We start from the raw sequence: 19,669 nt of genomic DNA, 5'->3' as shown, positions 1-19,669 counted from the left end.
GATCCGGTTAAAGATCTTGTTCTATACAGATGTTAGCACTCATATCTGTCGAGTGCTAATTCATAATACAAAAATAACAGACCCGGAGGTCTGTGTCAAGTCAATCCAGCCGCTTCAAAACGGCAATTTCATCACAGCAGTGCTGCTTTTTACAATGAATACAGTCTCGCCATACTTTCTCGGGGAAAATTTCTTTCTCCACGACGGAAAAGCCGTTTCTTTCGAAGAACCTCACTTCATACGTCAATGCCATAACCTTCGGTATGTGTTGGGCCCTCGCTTCTTCTATCAGAAAGTCAACCAGTGCATTTCCGATGCCTTGACCTTTGTAACCCTGCGTTACCCCAAGCGAGCGAATCTCCACCAAATCCTGACCCAGTCGTGTAAGAGAACCGCAGCCAACCAACCGTTCCTCTATGAAAGCCACAACAAAGGTATCAATCTGTGCAATAAGCACCTCTCGCGACCTCGGCAGCATAATTCCTTGTTCCGCATAACCCTGAATAATATCAAATAAAATATCAACGTCCTCAGGCGTTGCCTTCCTGCACACAACAGTCATTGAAAAAACCACCATTCACAAAAAAATTATTATGAATAAATATACAACAAAACGTATAAAATATCCATTAAAAATTTTTCCGCAAACTCGCTATTCGACCGAAACGCTTAAAAATTCACCGAACACTTCGTTGCCAAGTAACACACCCTGCTCGGTTAATCGATATCCATCATCTGTAGCGGCCAGCAGCTTTTGATCCATTAATTTATTCAAATGACTACCAAACACAGCTTCCAGCTCCAGACCAAATTGACGTCTGAAGTCAGCTCGCTTCACCCCACTCAACAACCGCAGGCCCACCATCATAAAATCCTCAATCGCTTCCTGCTCGCTGATCGCATACTCCTCTAATAATGGACGGCCTTTCTGTGTTGCATCTATATACGCCTGAACGCCTTTTATGTTCACATGACGATTACCATGCATATAGCCATGCGCACCAGCTCCCAGACCGTAATAGCTGCGATTCAGCCAGTACATGCTGTTATGACGGCTTTCCTTACCAGGCTTGGCAAAATTGCTGATTTCGTATTGCGAATAACCTGCCTCCTTCAATCGTTTCATAATCAGCAGAAACATATCGAGCTCGTCATCTTCATCAGGAAGAGGCAGCAGGTTTTTTTGATACAAATTGTGGAACAACGTATTTTCCTCAACCTTTAGACCATAAATCGAGTAATGCGGCAGCCCCAGCGCAAGTGCTTTATCAAGGGAATCATTCATAGCGGCAACGGTCTGATTAGGCAGCCCGAACATTAAATCAATCGACATATTCGTGAAGCCGACCTGCCGTGCATTCTCAATACTGCGATATACATCATCTGTATTATGAATTCGACCTATTCCTTCCAACAGCGCATTGTCGAAAGATTGCACACCAAAGCTGATCCGGTTCACGCCGCCTTCCTTCATGGCCTGCAGCTTTTCCTTATCCGTGGTTCCCGGATTGGCCTCCATAGAAAATTCAAGCTCAGCAGACTTATTAGGAAAATAAGTATGCACCCTTTTCAGGAAGCTTTCCATTTGATCAGGCAGCAAAACGGTCGGCGTACCCCCTCCAACAAAAATCGTTTGAATCTCACCCGGCGGAATCAGTTTCACCGTTTGCTCCATTTCCCGCTCCAACGCATCCAGGTAGTCCATCACGGGCTGACCCTTCAATATATAGGAATTAAAATCGCAATAGTGGCATTTATTGGTACAAAATGGAATGTGTAAATATAATGCTTGTGGTGTTTCCTCACGCTGAATCATCAGAGTTCCCCTTTCCGTTACCACGCTTTAGCCGGCTGCTTCTATGACGCCAAAAGCAGGTGCTAAGAAGCACCTGCTCTCTCATCGACTTACCTGCTACTCATCCAGCCTTAGCACGGCCATAAACGCTTCCTGCGGTACCTCAACGTTACCAACCTGCTTCATCCGCTTTTTACCTTCTTTTTGCTTGTCCAGCAGCTTCCGCTTACGGGAAATATCGCCCCCGTAGCATTTGGCAAGTACGTTTTTACGCATCGCTTTAACGGTTTCACGTGAAATGATTTTTTGTCCAATTGCAGCCTGAATCGGCACCTCAAACATTTGCCGCGGAATAAGCTCCTTCAGCTTTTCACAAATGATGCGTCCACGATTGAAGGCGCGGTCTCTATGTACAATGAATGAGAGGGCATCCACCTGTTCACCATTAAGCATGATGTCCATTTTAACCAGATTGGATTGCTTGTACCCTGACACGACATAGTCAAACGAAGCATAACCTTTTGTGCTCGATTTCAGCTGATCAAAAAAGTCATAGACAATTTCGGACAACGGAATGTTATAGGAAAGCGTAACACGCGTCGTATCCAAATATTCCATATTAATAAATTCGCCGCGTTTATTTTGACACAGCTCCATAATTGCACCTACATAATCATTCGGTACAATTACAGATGCAACGACGTAAGGCTCTTCCACATAATCGATTTTACCTGTTTCCGGGAACATCGATGGATTGTCGATCGTTAATACTTCACCGTTCGTTTGTGTCACTTTGAATATAACGCTTGGCGCTGTCGTAATCAGCGGAATGTTGAACTCACGCTCAATCCGCTCCTGAATAACGTCCATATGCAGCAATCCCAGGAAACCACAGCGGAAGCCAAAACCTAATGCCGTTGAGCTCTCAGGCTCAAAGCTTAACGAAGCATCATTCAGCTGCAGCTTGCCGAGCGCTTCACGAAGATCGTTATATTCCGTACTTTCAATCGGATACAAGCCGCAGAATACCATTGGATTGATCTTCCGGTAACCGGGAAGTGCTTCTGGTGCCGGATTTTTGGCGTCTGTTACGGTATCCCCGACACGTGTGTCGCCAACATGCTTAATCCCTGCAACGATGAAACCAACATCCCCTATATTCAATGTATCGACAATCGTCATTCTTGGCATAAAAGCCCCAACCTCGATGACCTCGAACACTTTTTCCGTAGCCATAAACTTGATCTTCGAACCTGCTTTAATCGCTCCGTCCATAACACGAACATACACGATAACACCTTTATAGGGATCATAGTGAGAGTCGAAAATAAGTGCCTTGAGCGGACGTTCCGTATCACCCGTAGGCGCCGGAACCTTTTTGACCACCTGCTCCAAAATTTCCTTAATCCCGATCCCCGCTTTGGCCGATGCTAACACCGCCTCGCTTGCGTCCAGTCCGATCACTTCTTCGATTTCCTGCTTGACCCGTTCTGGGTCTGCGCTCGGTAGATCGATTTTATTAATAACAGGTAAGATTTCAAGGTTATTATCCAATGCCAGATACACATTTGCGAGCGTTTGCGCCTCTATCCCCTGTGCGGCATCGACTACTAACAATGCACCCTCACAGGCTGCTAGGCTCCGTGATACCTCGTACGTAAAGTCGACGTGTCCTGGTGTATCGATCAAATTCAAAATATAGGTTTCCCCGTCATCTGCACGGTACTCCAAACGAACGGCTTGCAGCTTAATGGTAATACCCCGTTCACGCTCCAGATCCATTTGGTCCAGAACCTGTTCCTGCATTTCTCTTGATGAAAGAGCACCCGTATATTCCAATATCCGGTCGGCCAATGTCGATTTCCCATGGTCGATGTGGGCAATTATTGAAAAGTTTCTAATCATTTTCTGTCTGGCATGAATATCCATGTAAGTTGACCCTCACTAACCTGCAAATTTAACAATTCTTCTAATTATAGCAGGTGTGTGGTTTTGCGGCAATGGAGTCACCTTCGTAATCATTTCCCTTAAGCGGTAATCGCCTCAAACAAAGCGACAATCCCCTGTATCCCATAATGCGCCAGTATTTGCAGCAGCCCGCCGATCTTGTTGCCCAATCGACCAACACCCGTGGCTTTGCTGATCACAGTCCGCGGCTCCTCGGCTTCTACTTTTTCCTTAACAGCTGTTTCTTTGGATGCCTCACGCACATTCGCCGGATCAGGCTCGGCTTTTACCTGTGGCTTTGACTCTGCAATTGCAGGTTCCATCTGTTGAATTGTTTCAGTAACCACTGGCTCGCGACTGCCCTCAACCGCGCGATTGACCAGCATCAGTCCCACAAAAATGCAAAAGCCCAACACAAACCCAATTATCATCAGCCTGACATATAGATTGTCCATGCTCCTGCTCCCCCATTACTTCACTACTTCGGCTGTGTATTAGGTCCATCCACCTTCTTCACGTTCAGCACGACCTCGGCTATTGCTGCTGCCAGTGCATCTGCAGTCCGGTAACACTCCTCCAGAGAATTATCTACCCCACCAACCTCGATAAGCACGCTGTTCGCTGAAAAATTTTGATTGTACACACCATTGCCTTCCGCAGCTTTGGCAAACGAGCCTTTGGAGATCCCTGGAAACTTGGCTTCGATAGCTTGATGAATTTGTGAAGCAAACTGTTCATTTTCTTTCCAGTTCGGGTTTTTACCTCCAATGATAAAATAAAGCTGCGCATAATCCTTCCCGTTGATCCGAACTGTCGTTTTTTCCCGTCTCTGTGAGTCCCGATGGATGTCAAAATAATATTTCAGATCCGGATGAGAGGAGCTCGCTTCCTGCAAGGTTTTCAAAGAATATTTATAGGAAAAATAATAATTAAAGCTTTTTTCTATAGCAGGATAGTTTTTGTCAGAATGAACGGCCCCGATGCCCTCTTGCTCCAGCTTTTGCGCTAATCGTAACCCAACCTTGGTCACATTAGTCTGAGGATCATAGGCTTTGTCAGGATCCTTTACTCCATCCAATTCAGGCAAATACGATTCCTGGTTATGAGACTGATAGATGAATGCGACATTTCTGCCTGCAGTTCGTGGGGGCTGAGCCGTCGGCGGAATAACCTTCGTTTCTCCCTTTGTCGTTTCACCCACCTCCGGAAGAGTTGATGGATTAGCAGTAATCGAACCCTCCCCGCCCTCTCCATTTTTGGGGATGACATCCGCCTTGGGTCCGTAATCTTCAGGCCCGTCATCTCCTGTCTGTACCCCCTTGCGCAGCACAACTGAACGATCCTGAGACATACCGGGCATTTCACGGGAAATAAAGGTTTTAGGATCCTTCCAATTCAAATCCGTAACGAGCGTGAACAAAAATCCGGAAACATTGGATTGCGAAAATGTAAATGTTTGACGATCTGTCTGCATATGCGGCATTTCCATCCCGAGCATGTCCAAAAAAAATCGACTTGAAACTGACGATGCCAAACCTTTCATCGACGAATTTGGCGTCGTATTCGTCAGCTTGGCCTGAGCAAAACCCAAAAGACCAAGCGCCGCAAAAAACATCACACACCCCATTAGAAGTGTGGCCATAATGCGGAAATATACTACCAGACCTTGTCCTATTTTACGATGTTTGTTTACATCCACAGTAACCTCTGTCCACTTCAATTCTGCATCCTCCTCCACCCTGAAACCCGTCATGGATTTGTAGTTTGTTGTACACTGCTCTCTAGTAACAAATCTATGAGCTGTTGGTAGGATCTAGAACGAAAAGATTTCATTCTCCCTCTATCGAAACCTGAATTACCTCTAATCTATTCGTGATATAATAGCGGTAGTTTCCAATTTAGCTGTGTCAGAAGAAAGGGGATTGCCATGAAAAACTTACCGTTAAAGTGGAAAATGCTTATGGGATTCGGGGTATTAATCTTATTTTTGGGAGGCGTAATCGCATTTAATTACTTCATGCTTAGCCAGATCAAGCAGACTACCCAAAACCAGTTAAGTTCGGTGAATGCTTCCAAGCTGGCGCTGCAATTCAAAAATATGATCGGTCAGTTGTACAGCAGTCAGGCTGACCTGATTATTAATGAAAATGAAGGCTCAATAGCTGTGTACAAGCAGGACACCCAAACGATCAATAACCAATTAGCGGAAATCCAAAAAAATGTCAGCAGCGATCAGGAAAAGCTGTGGGCAGTGGAAATGGTTACTGAAACCTCGGCTTATCTTTCTACCTTTGATAGAGTAAAAGCAGCCTATGATCAAAGAAAAGCAATGAATGCCGATACATTAAAAGCGACTTATAAGACGCTTGATGACGAGACCGACATACATAAACAAAAGCTGTACACAACGATAGACCAGATGATCGAATACCATGATCAGGAGTTATCCAATCAAAGTCAGCTGCTCCAGAATCACATCGATCAGGACATACGAATCTCCTTAATCACTCTTCCCGTGGCCATTATTGTCGGACTGCTGTTCGCATTATTGCTAGCGCGTATATTGACCAAACCGATGGACCGATTGATTGAAGCAACGAAAAAAGTAGCACAGGGTGACTTGACCGTCCATATTCAGGCTGATTCCACGGATGAAATAGGCAGATTGACCGGCTCTTTTGCTGAAATGGTAACGGATCTGCAGCATATTATTCGCGAGGTTGATGACCACGCCATTCAAGTATCCGCTTCAACAGAGCAGTTGACAGCCAGCGCTGGTCAAACCAGTCAAGCCACCGAGCATATCGCCCAAACGATTCAGGTTATGGCCGTGGATAGCGATAAACAGGTGCGCAGTGTTAATGAAACCTCGGATGCCGTTACCACGATGAACGCAGGGATTCAACAAATTACAGAGCATACGAATCAGGCAGCAGCCTCATCTGAGCTTGCTTCCACAAATGCCCATTCAGGCACTCAAACGATTCAATCGGCGGTCCGGCAAATTCAATCAATACACGAAACAGTTGGACACATGAATAGTGTCGTGCAGCGTTTAGCACTGCGTGCCAGTGAAATTGGCGATATGAACAAAGTGATCAATAGTATTGCTGTACAAACGAATCTGCTTGCCTTAAATGCCGGGATAGAGGCTGCAAGAGCAGGAGAGCATGGAAAGGGCTTTGCGGTTGTTGCTGCAGAAGTACGCAAGCTCGCTGAGCAAAGCGCCAACTCTTCGAAGAAGATTGAGGAAATGATTGAAACGATACAGGAGGATACCGCAGCGGCGGTCCAAAGCATGAATCTGGTAACGTCGGAAATGGTGGAAGGTTTAGCTGCTGTACAGTTTGCCGGCAGCTCCTTTGATGAAATTACCCAAGCTGTTGGTGAGGTTAATAATCGTATCCACCATGTGCATCAATCGCTGAAAGCCATATCTACCAACACCGAGCAAATGGTACTCGCTATAAATGGGATTGTCTCGACTACAGAAGAAACAGCAGCAGGTGCACAAAATGTTTCCGCTGCGACTGAGCAGCAGTTGGCATCAATGGAAGAAGTTGCTCTCTCTTCCTTAAATCTCTCCAAAATGGCCGAGAATTTGAGCAGCCTGGTCAAACGCTTCAAGATTGTTTGATTTCAGCAGCAGTAAATCTCCATGTATGCCTAAAAACGCCAAGCTATGCGGTATTCCGGCCGCAGGCTTGGCGTTTGTCATGTCAGTCCAAACAATCAACATAGACTAATGAGTATAGGCGGCTACATTATTCATCCCTACGACTTCATGCAGGGCGGCATTCAGGCCGCTGGCAATAATATTGGCAATATCCTCAATAAATTCGTCTATCTCCTTTGGGGTGACCAACAGATCGTGTCCCAAGGGACTTAATACTTCCTTGACCAGCAGCAGCCGCTCATCTTCCTTCATTTGATCCAGAATTCCAAGAATTTCACCGGTATGGGCGGTCTGCTGTTGAAAATGTTTGTGCATCAGCTCAAACGCATTATTCACAATGGTCGAGGCGTAGACGACAGTTGGCACTCCCACAGCAATGACAGGTACTCCTAGTGTGTCCAATGTCAAGCCTTTACGTTTGTTGCCAATCCCTGAGCCCGGATGTATGCCTGTATCCGCGATCTGGATGGTCGTATTCACTCTCTCCAGGGAACGCGAGGCTAGTGCATCGATGGCAATGACCAGATCCGGCTTTGATTTTTCGACGATTCCTTGGATGATTTCACCGGTTTCAATACCTGTCGTCCCCAGAACACCAGGTGCTATCGCACTCACAGGACGGTAACCCGGACTCACCTCTCCTGGCATCAGCTCAAAATAGTGGCGGGTGACCATCACATTCTCTACAACTAACGGCCCCAGAGCATCTGGAGTGACGTTCCAGTTCCCCAAGCCCACAATCAGTACCTTTGACATCGAATCGATCTGGAGCTTAGCCATAAAGGATTCGAACTCTTTGGCAAAGACGGCTGCAACACGATCCTGGAGCACACTGTCCTTTTTTCTTAATTGAGGCACTTCTATGGTAATATAATGTCCAGGCAGCTTGCCCAATGCAGCGGAGCCCTCCTGAGACGTAATATCGGTGGTACTGACTGTGATACCATCATGCGTTTCTGATGACATATGAACACCGGGGATCGCCTGACCTGAATTTGAAGCCATATCATGTGCCTCCAAAGCCAGGTCCGTACGAATTGTATAAGCGCTTAAATCCATGCTAACATCTCCTTTTACATAGCTATGCCCGTAGTGTGTGAATGTACAGGCAGCCTTATGCAACAATTGTCGGAATCGTTGCGGATTGATCTATTGCATTTTGATATGGGCCGTGTTAGAATATCTAGAGTTGTCAACAAAAGGATCTTTCAAACAAGCACTATGGTTGATGCAAGTTGTATTAGGAGGTGAACGTCAATGCCGAACATTAAATCCGCGATTAAAAGAGTGAAAGTCAATGAGAAGCGTCGTCTACGCAACGCATCCCAGAAATCCAACCTTCGCACAGCAGTAAAGAGCTTTGAAACAGCTGCTGCTAGCAGCAATGTGGAAACAGCAACTGCAGCCCTGGTCACTGCCAGCCAAAAGCTGGATAAAGCAGCGTCCAAAGGCTTAATCCATAAAAATGCCGCAGCCCGTAAAAAGTCCCGCTTAGCGAAAAGACTTAACGCGCTTTCAGCACAAGCTTAATTAACCAATGCGAACAAATAAAAACGACCGCTCCTTCGGGGGCAGGTCGTTTTTTTGAAGAGATAAGAATTTATATGTTTTCAGCAAAGCTGAACGATTCTTATCTCGCAAGAAAAGCTACATCTATAACACGGATGTATCTTCACCGAATAGGCTTCGTATGGATCCGGCATTCGCTTCAGGCAACGAGCTTTAACAAGAAAAGCTCCAGACCGAGTGCTTTATCGATTTTACCGCTTTTCATTTGGTAGTCTAGATCAGATAATTGATCCAAAATATGTAACAACTGGCTGACCTCAAAGCGGTTGCTCTGCCCGGCAGCAATCTTGACTGCATAAGGATGCAGACTGATTTGCGATGCGATTTGCTGCTGTGAGTAGCCTTGCTGCTGCAAATCCTTTACCTGGTACATGATACGGAACTGTCTCGCTATCAGAGCCATGATCTTGATCGGCTCTTCCTTGCGCCGCAGAAGCTCAGCCAGCATCGTAAATGCTTTGTCCAATTTAAGCTGCACAATATGCTCAATCAGCAGAAAAATATTTTGTTCAATGCTTCGCGTCACCAACTGATCTAATATATCTGTCGTTATCGTGCCGCCGCGCCCTATATACATCGCGCATTTGTCCAGCTCACTCGATAAGGTTTGCAGGTTCGTTCCGGTGTACATAATAAACTGATCCTGAACACCAGAAGCAAAAGAAATGCCGGCCTTCTCGGCCTCTCCCTTCACCCACTGCCCCAACTCGTCCGCTGAAAGAGATGCGCATGATATCAAGTAATCCTTTTCCTTCAGTGATTTCACGAGCTTCTTTCGTTCATCAAGCTTTTCAGCACTCACAGTCAATACGATAACGGAAAAATCGGCAGGGGATTTTAAATATTCCAGCAGCCGCTCGGGACTGTGCTCTACCTTTGAGCTATCCTTGGCCCCTGTCAGAAAAAGTGCGTTGGTAGCTACGATCAGTTTACGTGGCCCAATAAAGGGTAATTCCTCGGCCTCTTCAATAACCCTATCTATCGAGGTTTCTGTCAAATCGTACCTGGATACAGCAAACGCGGCATCCTGTGGATCAATGAGACGATTCGTCAGCTTCTGTAAAAATTCCTGAATTAAATAGGCCTCTGTACCGAAACACACATACAGTGGCGCAAATGTACCTTTTTGAATACTTCTTAATGCAGTCTTGAAATCCATTGCTGCTCACCCATTTCCCTCTAACCCAGTTTATATGAGCATTGTAACAACAACAAAGGGATTACGTCAAAACCTTACGGTTCCGACATAACCCCTCTGCTTCCAATCCCATCTATATAAACAACCGGGTTAAGGCTCTAGAAACCGTTCCCCGAGTGGTCATACGACGTCATTTTTCCTTTTCCAACCTACCCTATCATACGCAAGTGGGACACAATGTGTGTGTGCTTGAATACGAAATATTTGTAAATGGTCACTTAGCTGCTTCCGTCCGAGTTACAGCGTTGATGGTGAAAGTCCTCGCGCTCGTTGGATTGTTTATCTGATAGGTCAGCTTGTAATCAGCCGTCCATTCCAGTAATGTGATTTGTTCCGAATCCGTTGCTACATTCATCGATGTAAAGATACTTTTTCCATTCTTGTCACTTATAACAACTCGCTTCTCGTTAATGACTGCTGTGTACATCTTGTCAGCAGCAGCAAGACTGCTGGCCGCTGGAATTTTCATGGACGAGAAGCTTTGATCAGCAGCTGGAGCCTCACCTATCTTGGATTTGGCAGCATTGCTATCATTGGCTGAAGCTTCGTTGCTGGTGCTTGGCTGGGCAATCTGTCCTGACCCAGCTCCAGAGTTTTTATCGGATGCAGCCGAAGAAGCTGCATTCCCACCGAATAAACCTGGTGCTGCCAGACTGCTGCGTGGTGTTTCTGCCTGCGGAACAATAGCTTTGGCACTCGGATTGTCCGCTTTAGCCGCTGGCTGCTGCGCTCCAAAGGTCAGAGGTTCTTTCAGCTGTCCGTCACCCGTGCCCGCTTGCAGCGGTGTCGATGAGGACTTCTGAGAAGTGCTCTCACCCGTGCTTGGCGAAGTCATGATCTGACTGTCGGCTGCTGAGCTCTTTGGGCTGGATGCCTGCGGCACCGCCCCGCCTATCTTATTGGAGCCCATGTTCGGTGCTGGCGTTGAGTTGCTAGCAGGCGTACTCGTAGTCGGAGCCACGGTTGGGGGAACCAAATCTTTAGAAGACTGGGACGCACTACTTTGTTCCTGCTGCAGTCCTTGCGCATTCCCGTTAACATCCGAAGCGATATCCGTAGGAGCCGTACTTATGGAGTCACTCATACCTGACGCCGCAGGAGCTGCAGATTTTTCTCTGGAGCTTACACTGCTCGTTGAGGCGGACTTAGGAGCCATTAGAGCGCCATCTGCATTTTGCATATTGCTCTGCTCTTGCTGGTTGAATACAAAGAAACCGAGAACCAAACCTGCGGCAACCACACCGCCAACGATTTTAGCTGAAACAAAGCTACGTGTCCGACTACGCCAATCTGAAGCTCGGCTTACAGGTACGGTATCTTTACGCATAGTCTGTGCAGATGAGGTTGTCAGCTTTGTTGGAACAGAGGACGAGATGTCACGAGCAGCATATGCAGCGTGATCCTCCATGATCAAAGGAGTTGACACCATATCCATTTGCTGCAGCTTAGGCAGAATCGCATCTACCAGACTAAACGCAGGCGTGACCTTAGGCAAGCTTTCCAATTGCTCGGATACATTCAATAATCGCTCAAACAACTCTGAGCACTCAGGGCAATCCTGTATATGATCGAGCATTTGATTATATTCTATTTTATCGAGATCTTGATCGAGATATCTCTGCATCAGTTCGATCACCTCTTGGCAATTCATCCCGCACACTACCTTTCTAAAAGATTCACAACTGATATGTGACAGTGTACAACGCTATGCAGTAAACCGACTGAGCTTGAGAACCAAGCCTGTTATCTGCTCATCCCCGGGTCGATTCGGTTGATGTTTTTTTGTAGTCCTGCAACAACGTTTGCAACTGCTGCCTAGCCCTAAATAAATATGATTTAACCGTGTTGATGGGCAAATCAAGTGATTCGGCAATTTCATTGTAGGAGAAATCCTGCAAATACCTAAGCACGACGACTGATCGATGATGTTCCGGCAGTTTATCAATGGCCTCTTTAATATCTTCGGCAATATATGCGGACATAACCTCTTGTTCAACTGTCTTTGTTTCTGTAAAGGTCAGATCAAACTGCTCAATGGAAACAGTAGGCTTATTTTTCCTGAATTTATCGATACACAAATTGGTAACAATCCGCTGGACCCACGTCTTGAACTGCGCTTTTTCTTCGTAAGAATTAATTTTTGTATAAATGCGTATTAAAGCTTCCTGCGCAGCATCCAAAGCGTCCTGCTCATTACCCAAAATGTAATATGCGGTTCGGTAAACATGATTTTCAATCTCACGCAGCAGGGTAATTAGAGCGTCGCGATCGCCCGACTGGGCAGCCTTGATCAAATCTGGCGCTACCACTGGGATCCCCCTCTCTTGCAACTATATAAACGAAAGCATAATTAATAATGTTGCACATCTAAGATAATTAGCTGTATTAAGAATATCAAATTTAAGCGCCAAGGTATACTCCGGCAGTTATTGGCTGAAATGGAAGCCTTGATTTCAAGTGATTAGTTGCCTGCAACATACAAACTATACACGTTCAGCAGGCTGCCTGCCAACAATAATATATAGATATGAACTTTCCTTGACTCCCAATATTTGTGTTAGAAAACGATTCTATATAATTTTTACACAAAGATAATTGTCATGTTCACCAATGACCCATGTATTTTTTTGTTATAAAATGATCAAAAGAGAACTTAATTGTCGAAACTATGTTGGAGGGAACCTCATCATGCCGGAAGCTCAGGAAGATCGAATTTATTGGATAGATACTTTAAGTCGAATTGCACAACCCGTGCTGTATCATTTGACCAACCGTCAGCTAAAAGAAAAAATGCCCGTCGAAGGAAAAATCGATGACAGGCCTATGTATACGCATTTGGAAGCATTGGCTCGCCTATTAACAGGAATGGCACCTTGGCTTGAAACTGGCAGTCGTGAAGGTGAAGAAGGACGTCTGAGACAGCATTACGCCGATCTCGCCAGACAAGCCATTGATGCGGGTACAGATCCCTCATCCCCCGACTTTATGAATTTTTCCGAAGGTTATCAGCCCATTGTGGACGCGGCCTTTTTGGCTCATGCCATTCTTCGGGCACCCGGAGAGCTGTGGGAAAAGCTGGAGCCACGGGTACAGCAGCAAGTGGTAACAGCTCTGAAAGCAACCCGGACACGCAAGCCAGGGTTTAACAATTGGCTCTTGTTCGCGGCGATGATCGAAACCGCTCTTTTCCGCGCTGGTGAAGAGTGGGATCGGATGCGTGTCGATTATGCAATCCGGCAGCATGAGCAGTGGTATAAAGGAGACGGTATCTACGGGGATGGGCCGGAGTATCATGCGGATTATTACAACAGCTTCGTTATCCAACCTATGTTGGTTGATATTATTGAAGCTGTTGCCAGTGAAGAAGAGGCCTGGGCAGCACTACAAGAGCGGATCGTGAAGCGGGCCCAACGTTATGCTGTTCAGCAGGAGCGCCTAATATCACCTGAAGGCACGTTTCCAGCACATGGTCGCTCACTAGCCTATCGCTTTGGCGCTTTCCAGGTTTTGAGTCAAGTCGCGCTGCGCAAAGAGCTGGATGCCACTATTGAACCAGCTCAAGTCCGCTGCGCTTTAACTGCAATTATTCGACGTATGATTGAAGCTCCTGGCACATTTGATGAGAATGGATGGCTAACTATCGGATTCTGCGGCCACCAACCGGAGGTTGGCGAGACGTATATATCTACGGGCAGCTTGTATTTATGTTCTGCCGTATTTTTACCGCTGGGATTAAGCGCGTCTGATCCTTTTTGGCAGGGGCAGGCGGATTGGTCAGGAAAGAAGGCGTGGGCTGGCCAAGAAATTCCGATTGACAAGGCATTAAAAGATTAATAATGAAGGGACTCGCTCAAAATCTGAGCGAGTTTATTTTTGTTTATGTATATAAATCATACATAGCTAAATATCAGTTCATTTCAAGCTTCGTCCTCACCTTTATCTCTCCGTTATTAACCGTCATTTGCACTTCTCCCATCCTATCGGTACGCATAATCTGAATACCGTGCTGCTGTAAACGCTCTACAACAGTAGGATGCGGGTGACCATAAACATTGCTTGCACCTACAGATATAACCGCCATTTTGGGCTGATAAGCCTGAATCCAATTATTGGATGTAGAGGTCTTGCTGCCGTGGTGAGCAACCTTCAGCACATCAATGGGTCCTTGCAGCATCAATTCAGGCAAATTAAGCGGCTTCTCCTTAGCATCTTGGAGGCTACTTGTATGAGTATTGTCAACGGACTTGTAAGCAGCTGTCATTTGTGCTACAGCCGTTTCGGCAGCTTGGTCCATATCTCCGGTAAATAGCCATCTTGTGTTCCCCATACGCATCATGAGCACAACCGATTGGCCATTTTGCTCTTTCTCTATATGCAGTTCCACCGCAGCTGGTCCCGGTATTGGATGCAGCACCAACAGCTCCGTAGACGCGTCTACCTTTAGTGTGTTTCCGGCAATGGCTTTAACGAGCTTCACCTGCTTATTCAAAGCAGTCTGGAACAATTTTTCTACTGCTGTGCCTGGTTTGAAGGTACCATTATACACCAGCTGCTTTACCGGAATTTGCTCCAATACAGCTTGCAAGCCTCCGATATGATCGGCGTCCTCATGGGAGATTATTAAATAGTCTATCTGCTGTATACCGCGTTTTTTTAATAAAGGTACTAGCAGCTTACTTCCCACTTCATACGGACTTTTGCGCAGCTTCCACTCCTCTCCCGGTTTATGAAAGCTTACTGTCCCACCGCCATCAATCAAAATTACACTGCGACTGATTGGTGAACGTATTAAAATACTATCCCCCTGGCCCACATCGATAAAATCCACATGTCCCTCCCCCGCTGAATGCCAACGGTCAGGAACATAGGCATATACCAATAGAGCGATCAAGCTTATGCTTGCCAGAGGCAGTGGCAATTTTTTCTTCATCCAATTCCATTGCATTTGGCTATTTCTTTCAAGGTTCCAGCCGGGTCGAACAGCCTTTAGCATAGGTTCAGCTGCTTTATGATGTTCGTTTTTCAAACGAATAAGCACTCCTACCAGAAATGTGAGAACCATATAGTAAGCAATCATCCAGCTGATGCTGGGGCTTGGCCAAATCGTTTGAAAGCCATCCCATTTACTCGAGATCGAAACGACCATGAACACCCAATCATTAACCTTGGCGACAAGCCAGGCTAATGCCTGCCCTGCAGGAACATAGATGAAGCCGATAACCAGAGCCGCAGTGCCTCCTGGCATCGTGACCATACTGAATACAGGGACCAGACACAAATTGGCTGCCAGCGACAGCAGTGATAATTGATTAAAATAATAAATCGATACCGGAAAAGAAATCAATTGAGCTACTAACGAGATCGAAAGTGTATTTTTCCATAGCTGCGAACGGATCGGCAGAATGGTATTAACAGGCGGTACTCCGACAATTAACCCTATGGTTACCAAAAATGAGAGCTGAAAGCTGACATCCAGTAAGTAGTATGGGTCCCATAACAGCATGACAAAACCTACGAACAGAACGGAGTGCAAGCCGTCCTTTAGTGTATGACGATACGCCGCGTATAAACCGATCATCGCCATTAATCCTGCTCGAACAATAGATGGTGAGCCCCCTGTCAGAGCAATGTATAGCGGCATCAGCGCAATAGCTGTAAGGATACAGGTCTCTCTCGTAAAACGTAATTTACGCAATATCCATAGCAAACAAGCAAGAAATACCGCAACATTCAATCCGGACACCGCTAAAATATGTGTTAATCCAAGCTGTGAAAATTGCTGAAATTGAACAGGGTCCATATCATCAGTTAAACCGATCAGCATGCTTTGCATAAATCCTCCCTGAGCAGCAGGGAATATGTCTGAAATCCGTTGGGCAAGAATCATCCGAAATTGATCATTCCAGCGTAATATAGACTCGAAGGTCCATGTCTGTGGCTGTGTAACCTGTACCGAAGCAATCCCTTTGACACTCACAGTCCAATGAATATGCTGCAGCCGCAAGTAGTCACGATAATCAAACCCGTCAAAATTCCGTGCTTTCGATGGGAGCTTGACTACCCCTTGGAGAACGACTCGATCTGCCCTCTGCCAGGAATAGGCGCGCTGCTGCTCCTCACGGGTTAACAGCTTTACATTTACAGCTATCGGCTCTTTTACAGACTTAGGCTTTGCACCGAGCTTGCTGGACTCATCCTCCTGCTTCTCCTGCTGTTGGCTTTCAACCATTAAAGTAAAGGATGCCTTATCCCCGTCAACCTCTACTCGTGATGCAATAAAGCCTGCCAGAACCATGCTGGCTTCTCCAGCTCCTTCTGCATCATGCGGCAGTGAAATATCACTGCGATTGGCTTGGTCATAATTCTCATAATAACCTGCACCAATCAACACGAGTAGTACCGCGCATACGCCTATTCTGAATTTCAAGCCCAACCCCCAATATATAACCATAGCTATTGCTAATAGTAAACTTACATATAGAGATAACCAGCCCAGATTGAATAAATACGCCAATGCATAACCGCTAATCCACAGCAGCGTGCATACTACGAGAGGTCGATTCATCCAGCAGCCTCCTTTACATCATTCATGTAATAACGGATACAACGCAAAAAAACCTCTTGCACCTAAGGGTGCATTAAGAGGTTCTTCCCCATAATACTATGCTTATGATTATCCTTATAAATCCCGATGTCTACATATTTACATATTTGCGGATCTCAGCTTCACTTTGCTTGAGAACTTTAGCTATTGTTTCAATTGACATACCACCAGCATACATCTCTTTCACAACCTCAATCCTACCTTCTTGTTTAGCATAGTTAATAGAGGTTATGCTATCCATCAATTCTTTTTGACTGGCATCAATTTCGTGTATTTTAGCTTCATCCGCAAATGCTTTAATTCGTTCCAAGTATGCATCTGCAAGCAATGAATCTTGATCTGAAATCATTTTCAATTCCTCCTCAGATCCAGCATTTAAAAACTTCAACCATAGCTCAAGCCTTTTTACAGGCTTTTTTGATTCAGTTAGCTTGGGAAGCTTCAAAAAATGAAGTGATTAGTGATTACTAAATAGTTTGCCATTTTCTCTTCTGATATTGAACTCAGTATGATAATATCACTTTGCTGCCAACTACTGCGGACAAAAAATCACCTAATATCACCTTGCTACTGCCAAATACCATCTTGAATAAAATATCCAATTTCATAGGAATGAATTTTCGCGGTACATGGTTCACAGATCTCCTGTCCATCACTCCGAACCATCCTTGATAGGATCACTCGTTCCAGAAGGCGGTACATAGGACTCCAAACTGCGAAATATAATTCCTTTTTGCTCCATTAATGCTGTCACCTTGGCACTGTCCTTGTTGTATGGGCGATGATACACGATTTCGGTAACTCCGCTGTTAGCCAGCATGTTCGAGCAGGTCCAGCATGGTTGGTCAGTTACATAAACGACAGAATTCTCACGATCCTTTGGATCTGTAAACAGCAACAGGTTCTGCTCGGCATGGATAGTGCGAATACAGCGCTGTTTTTTTAGAACCTGCTCAGAGCCTTCAAGATTTAAAAGCTCGTATTCTTCTACAAGCATGCAGCCGGCTTCCGAACAATCCGGTACCCCCATAGGCGCACCATTATAAGCAGCACCCAGAAGTTTTTTTCCTTGCACCAGTACAGCTCCAACATGTCTGCGGTTACAGCGGGAACGGGTGGAAGCCATATAAGCCATATCCAAAAAGTAAGTATCCCAATCTTTGCGGGTTGTCATTAGTTGGTTCTCCATAAGTTATAATAGAATAGGTATCGATACTATTTTCTCATACTTTTCCTCAAAACAAAAGGCTTGATCAAGGTTCCAGCACCAGATAGGGCTTCATTTTCTCCAGCAGCTTCTCCCCAATCCCTTTCACATCCAACAGCTTATCGATTCTCTGAAAACCTCCAATTTGCTTGCGATGGGCAATAATAGCTTTGGCTTTGGCTTCACCGATGCCAGGTATAGTAATCAACTGCGCCTGCGTGGCTTTGTTAAGATTCATCGTGCCTTTAGTTGATACTGGCTTGGCAGCTGGGTCAGGCAACACAGGATCGGGTTTATTCACGGCAGGAGCGGACTCTAGCACCAGTGGGTCTGGTTTCGTTTGGGCGGTGGTTTCTGTGTCCTTGGGAACATTTTTATCTGTGATTACTTTTGCGGGTGTCGAGGAATTCTTTCCCGGTTCACCGGAAGTTTCTGCCTTCTTCAGCTTTTCTTCTGACTGCTTGAGCAAAAACGTTTGCATCTCTTCATTAGCATTGTGCCATCCGGTCGACTGGGACAAACTACGTCCATACAAAGAGTAACCCCACCACACAATGACCAAAATAAAAGCAGCAGTTACAAGCCACACTACCCATTTGATGCTCCATCCACTGTTAAGGTTCAAAAGTAAATTCCCTCCGTTCTGGTGAGAGTAAATTTGAATATGATTCATCATTGCGTTCCACTTAGATCGTATACTGTACAATTCCCTTTCATGAACACAACTCAATTACAGGTATAATCCCAACCTCATCCGCATAGGCATAAAGGAAGGTCTACTGATCCAAGGGGGGATGGCTATGCAAGTTGGATTCATCGGTACGGGCAACATGGGCAGCATATTAATCGAAGCGTTCATTCAAGCGGGTGCGCTCCTACCGGAGCAAATTACGATCACAAACCGCACCCTGTCCAAAGCAGAACGATTAGCAGCTGCCTATCCCGGTATCCGAGTTTCCCACTCCAGCATCGATGTTTTACAGCGTTCCGAAATATTGTTTATATGCGTCAAGCCGTTAGAATATAAAGCAGTCATTGATGATCTGAAGGACGAGATAGATGGTTCACACATTCTTGTGTCCATAACAAGCCCTGTGCTTATTAGTCATTTGGAAGGGCAGCTCAACTGCAAGATTGCTAAAATAATACCCAGCATTACCAACTATGTATCCAGCGGTGCGACTCTATGTATGTATAGTGATCGCATGTCTGAGCAAGATATTGACCTAGTCGAGAACTTACTTGCCTTCATCAGTACGCCGATACGTATATCCGAGGAGCATGCGCGTATTTCATCTGACCTGACAAGTGTTGGACCGGCATTTATAGCTTATTTCATACAAAAATTTGTCGATGCCGCAGTTGAAGAAACCGGAATTTCCGAGCCTGAAGCGACACGACTAGCATGCGAAATGCTGCTTGGAACAGGCAAGCTGTTGACCGTTGGCGGATTTACGCCACTTTCTTTGCAAAAGCAGGTTGCAGTGCCAGGTGGAATTACGGCCGAAGGGCTCCGTATAATGGAAAATGAGCTGCACGGGATGTTTAATAAACTTATCCGCACAACTCATTCCAAATATGAAGAAGATGTGGAAAAAGTGAAAGCACGGTTTTTCGGCGCAAGTGCCGACTAACGCGATGCTTTCACGTTTTCCTCGTATGAACCGTCCGTG

17 protein-coding genes are annotated in these 19,669 nt (G+C 45.7%); 4 read left to right on the top strand and 13 right to left on the bottom strand.

Annotation, left to right across the window (positions count from 1 at the left end):
* Window positions 1–100: 100 nt before the first annotated feature.
* From BK127_RS11000 to BK127_RS10980, 5 genes are all read right to left on the bottom strand, one after another.
* Window positions 101–562, bottom strand: coding sequence for an N-acetyltransferase (locus BK127_RS11000; protein ID WP_179097443.1), 462 nt, complete (start codon window positions 560–562; stop codon window positions 101–103).
* Window positions 563–652: 90 nt separating this feature from the next.
* The gene (hemW, locus tag BK127_RS10995; RefSeq protein WP_076230093.1) at window positions 653–1,816 is read right to left on the bottom strand and encodes a radical SAM family heme chaperone HemW; all 1,164 of its coding nucleotides are present in this window, start codon (window positions 1,814–1,816) and stop codon (window positions 653–655) included.
* Window positions 1,817–1,912: 96 nt separating this feature from the next.
* Window positions 1,913–3,724 carry a translation elongation factor 4 gene (lepA, locus tag BK127_RS10990; protein ID WP_076230092.1) on the bottom strand — a complete coding sequence of 604 codons (1,812 nt, stop codon included), beginning with the start codon at window positions 3,722–3,724 and terminating at the stop codon, window positions 1,913–1,915.
* Between the two features lie 98 nt (window positions 3,725–3,822).
* Window positions 3,823–4,197, bottom strand: coding sequence for a hypothetical protein (locus tag BK127_RS10985; RefSeq protein ID WP_076230091.1), 375 nt, complete (start codon window positions 4,195–4,197; stop codon window positions 3,823–3,825).
* A 23-nt stretch (window positions 4,198–4,220) separates the two neighbouring features.
* Window positions 4,221–5,462, bottom strand: coding sequence for a stage II sporulation protein P (locus BK127_RS10980; RefSeq protein WP_076230090.1), 1,242 nt, complete (start codon window positions 5,460–5,462; stop codon window positions 4,221–4,223).
* Between the two features lie 207 nt (window positions 5,463–5,669).
* Between BK127_RS10980 and BK127_RS10975 the strand changes: the two genes are divergently transcribed.
* Window positions 5,670–7,379: a methyl-accepting chemotaxis protein gene (locus BK127_RS10975; RefSeq protein WP_076230089.1), complete on the top strand. Its 1,710-nt coding sequence runs from the start codon at window positions 5,670–5,672 to the stop codon at window positions 7,377–7,379.
* A gap of 105 nt (window positions 7,380–7,484) precedes the next feature.
* Here BK127_RS10975 and gpr read toward each other — a convergent pair whose 3' ends face one another.
* Entirely contained in the window at window positions 7,485–8,477 is a 993-nt protein-coding gene (gpr, locus tag BK127_RS10970) for a GPR endopeptidase (protein ID WP_076230088.1), read from the bottom strand.
* A gap of 198 nt (window positions 8,478–8,675) precedes the next feature.
* Here gpr and rpsT point away from each other — a divergent pair, with 198 nt between their 5' ends.
* On the top strand, window positions 8,676–8,948 hold the full coding sequence (gene rpsT, locus BK127_RS10965) for a 30S ribosomal protein S20 (protein ID WP_076230087.1): 273 nt from the start codon (window positions 8,676–8,678) through the stop codon (window positions 8,946–8,948).
* Between the two features lie 178 nt (window positions 8,949–9,126).
* Here rpsT and holA read toward each other — a convergent pair whose 3' ends face one another.
* From holA to BK127_RS10950, 3 genes are all read right to left on the bottom strand, one after another.
* Entirely contained in the window at window positions 9,127–10,146 is a 1,020-nt protein-coding gene (holA, locus tag BK127_RS10960) for a DNA polymerase III subunit delta (RefSeq protein ID WP_076230086.1), read from the bottom strand.
* A 253-nt stretch (window positions 10,147–10,399) separates the two neighbouring features.
* Window positions 10,400–11,836, bottom strand: a complete 1,437-nt coding sequence (locus BK127_RS10955) for an anti-sigma factor family protein (protein WP_076230085.1) — start codon at window positions 11,834–11,836, stop codon at window positions 10,400–10,402.
* A gap of 100 nt (window positions 11,837–11,936) precedes the next feature.
* Window positions 11,937–12,494 carry an RNA polymerase sigma factor gene (locus BK127_RS10950; RefSeq protein WP_076230084.1) on the bottom strand — a complete coding sequence of 186 codons (558 nt, stop codon included), beginning with the start codon at window positions 12,492–12,494 and terminating at the stop codon, window positions 11,937–11,939.
* A 379-nt stretch (window positions 12,495–12,873) separates the two neighbouring features.
* Between BK127_RS10950 and BK127_RS10945 the strand changes: the two genes are divergently transcribed.
* Complete coding sequence (locus BK127_RS10945) at window positions 12,874–14,019, top strand: DUF2264 domain-containing protein (RefSeq protein ID WP_076230083.1); 1,146 nt, start codon at window positions 12,874–12,876, stop codon at window positions 14,017–14,019.
* 73 nt (window positions 14,020–14,092) lie between these two features.
* Here BK127_RS10945 and BK127_RS10940 read toward each other — a convergent pair whose 3' ends face one another.
* The 4 genes from BK127_RS10940 to BK127_RS10925 form a co-directional block, all read right to left on the bottom strand.
* Entirely contained in the window at window positions 14,093–16,750 is a 2,658-nt protein-coding gene (locus tag BK127_RS10940; protein ID WP_076230082.1) for a DNA internalization-related competence protein ComEC/Rec2, read from the bottom strand.
* A gap of 130 nt (window positions 16,751–16,880) precedes the next feature.
* The gene (locus BK127_RS10935) at window positions 16,881–17,138 is read right to left on the bottom strand and encodes a hypothetical protein (RefSeq protein WP_076230081.1); all 258 of its coding nucleotides are present in this window, start codon (window positions 17,136–17,138) and stop codon (window positions 16,881–16,883) included.
* A gap of 303 nt (window positions 17,139–17,441) precedes the next feature.
* A complete protein-coding gene (locus tag BK127_RS10930; RefSeq protein WP_076230080.1) occupies window positions 17,442–17,963 on the bottom strand; it encodes a deoxycytidylate deaminase in 522 nt (173 codons plus the stop codon).
* Window positions 17,964–18,042: 79 nt separating this feature from the next.
* Window positions 18,043–18,621, bottom strand: a complete 579-nt coding sequence (locus tag BK127_RS10925; protein ID WP_179097442.1) for a ComEA family DNA-binding protein — start codon at window positions 18,619–18,621, stop codon at window positions 18,043–18,045.
* 175 nt (window positions 18,622–18,796) lie between these two features.
* Between BK127_RS10925 and comER the strand changes: the two genes are divergently transcribed.
* Window positions 18,797–19,630: a late competence protein ComER gene (gene comER, locus BK127_RS10920; RefSeq protein ID WP_076230078.1), complete on the top strand. Its 834-nt coding sequence runs from the start codon at window positions 18,797–18,799 to the stop codon at window positions 19,628–19,630.
* Window positions 19,631–19,669: the final 39 nt, after the last annotated feature.

The organism is Paenibacillus sp. FSL H7-0331, from assembly GCF_001956045.1.
This window is presented reverse-complemented; position numbering and strand designations above follow the sequence as displayed.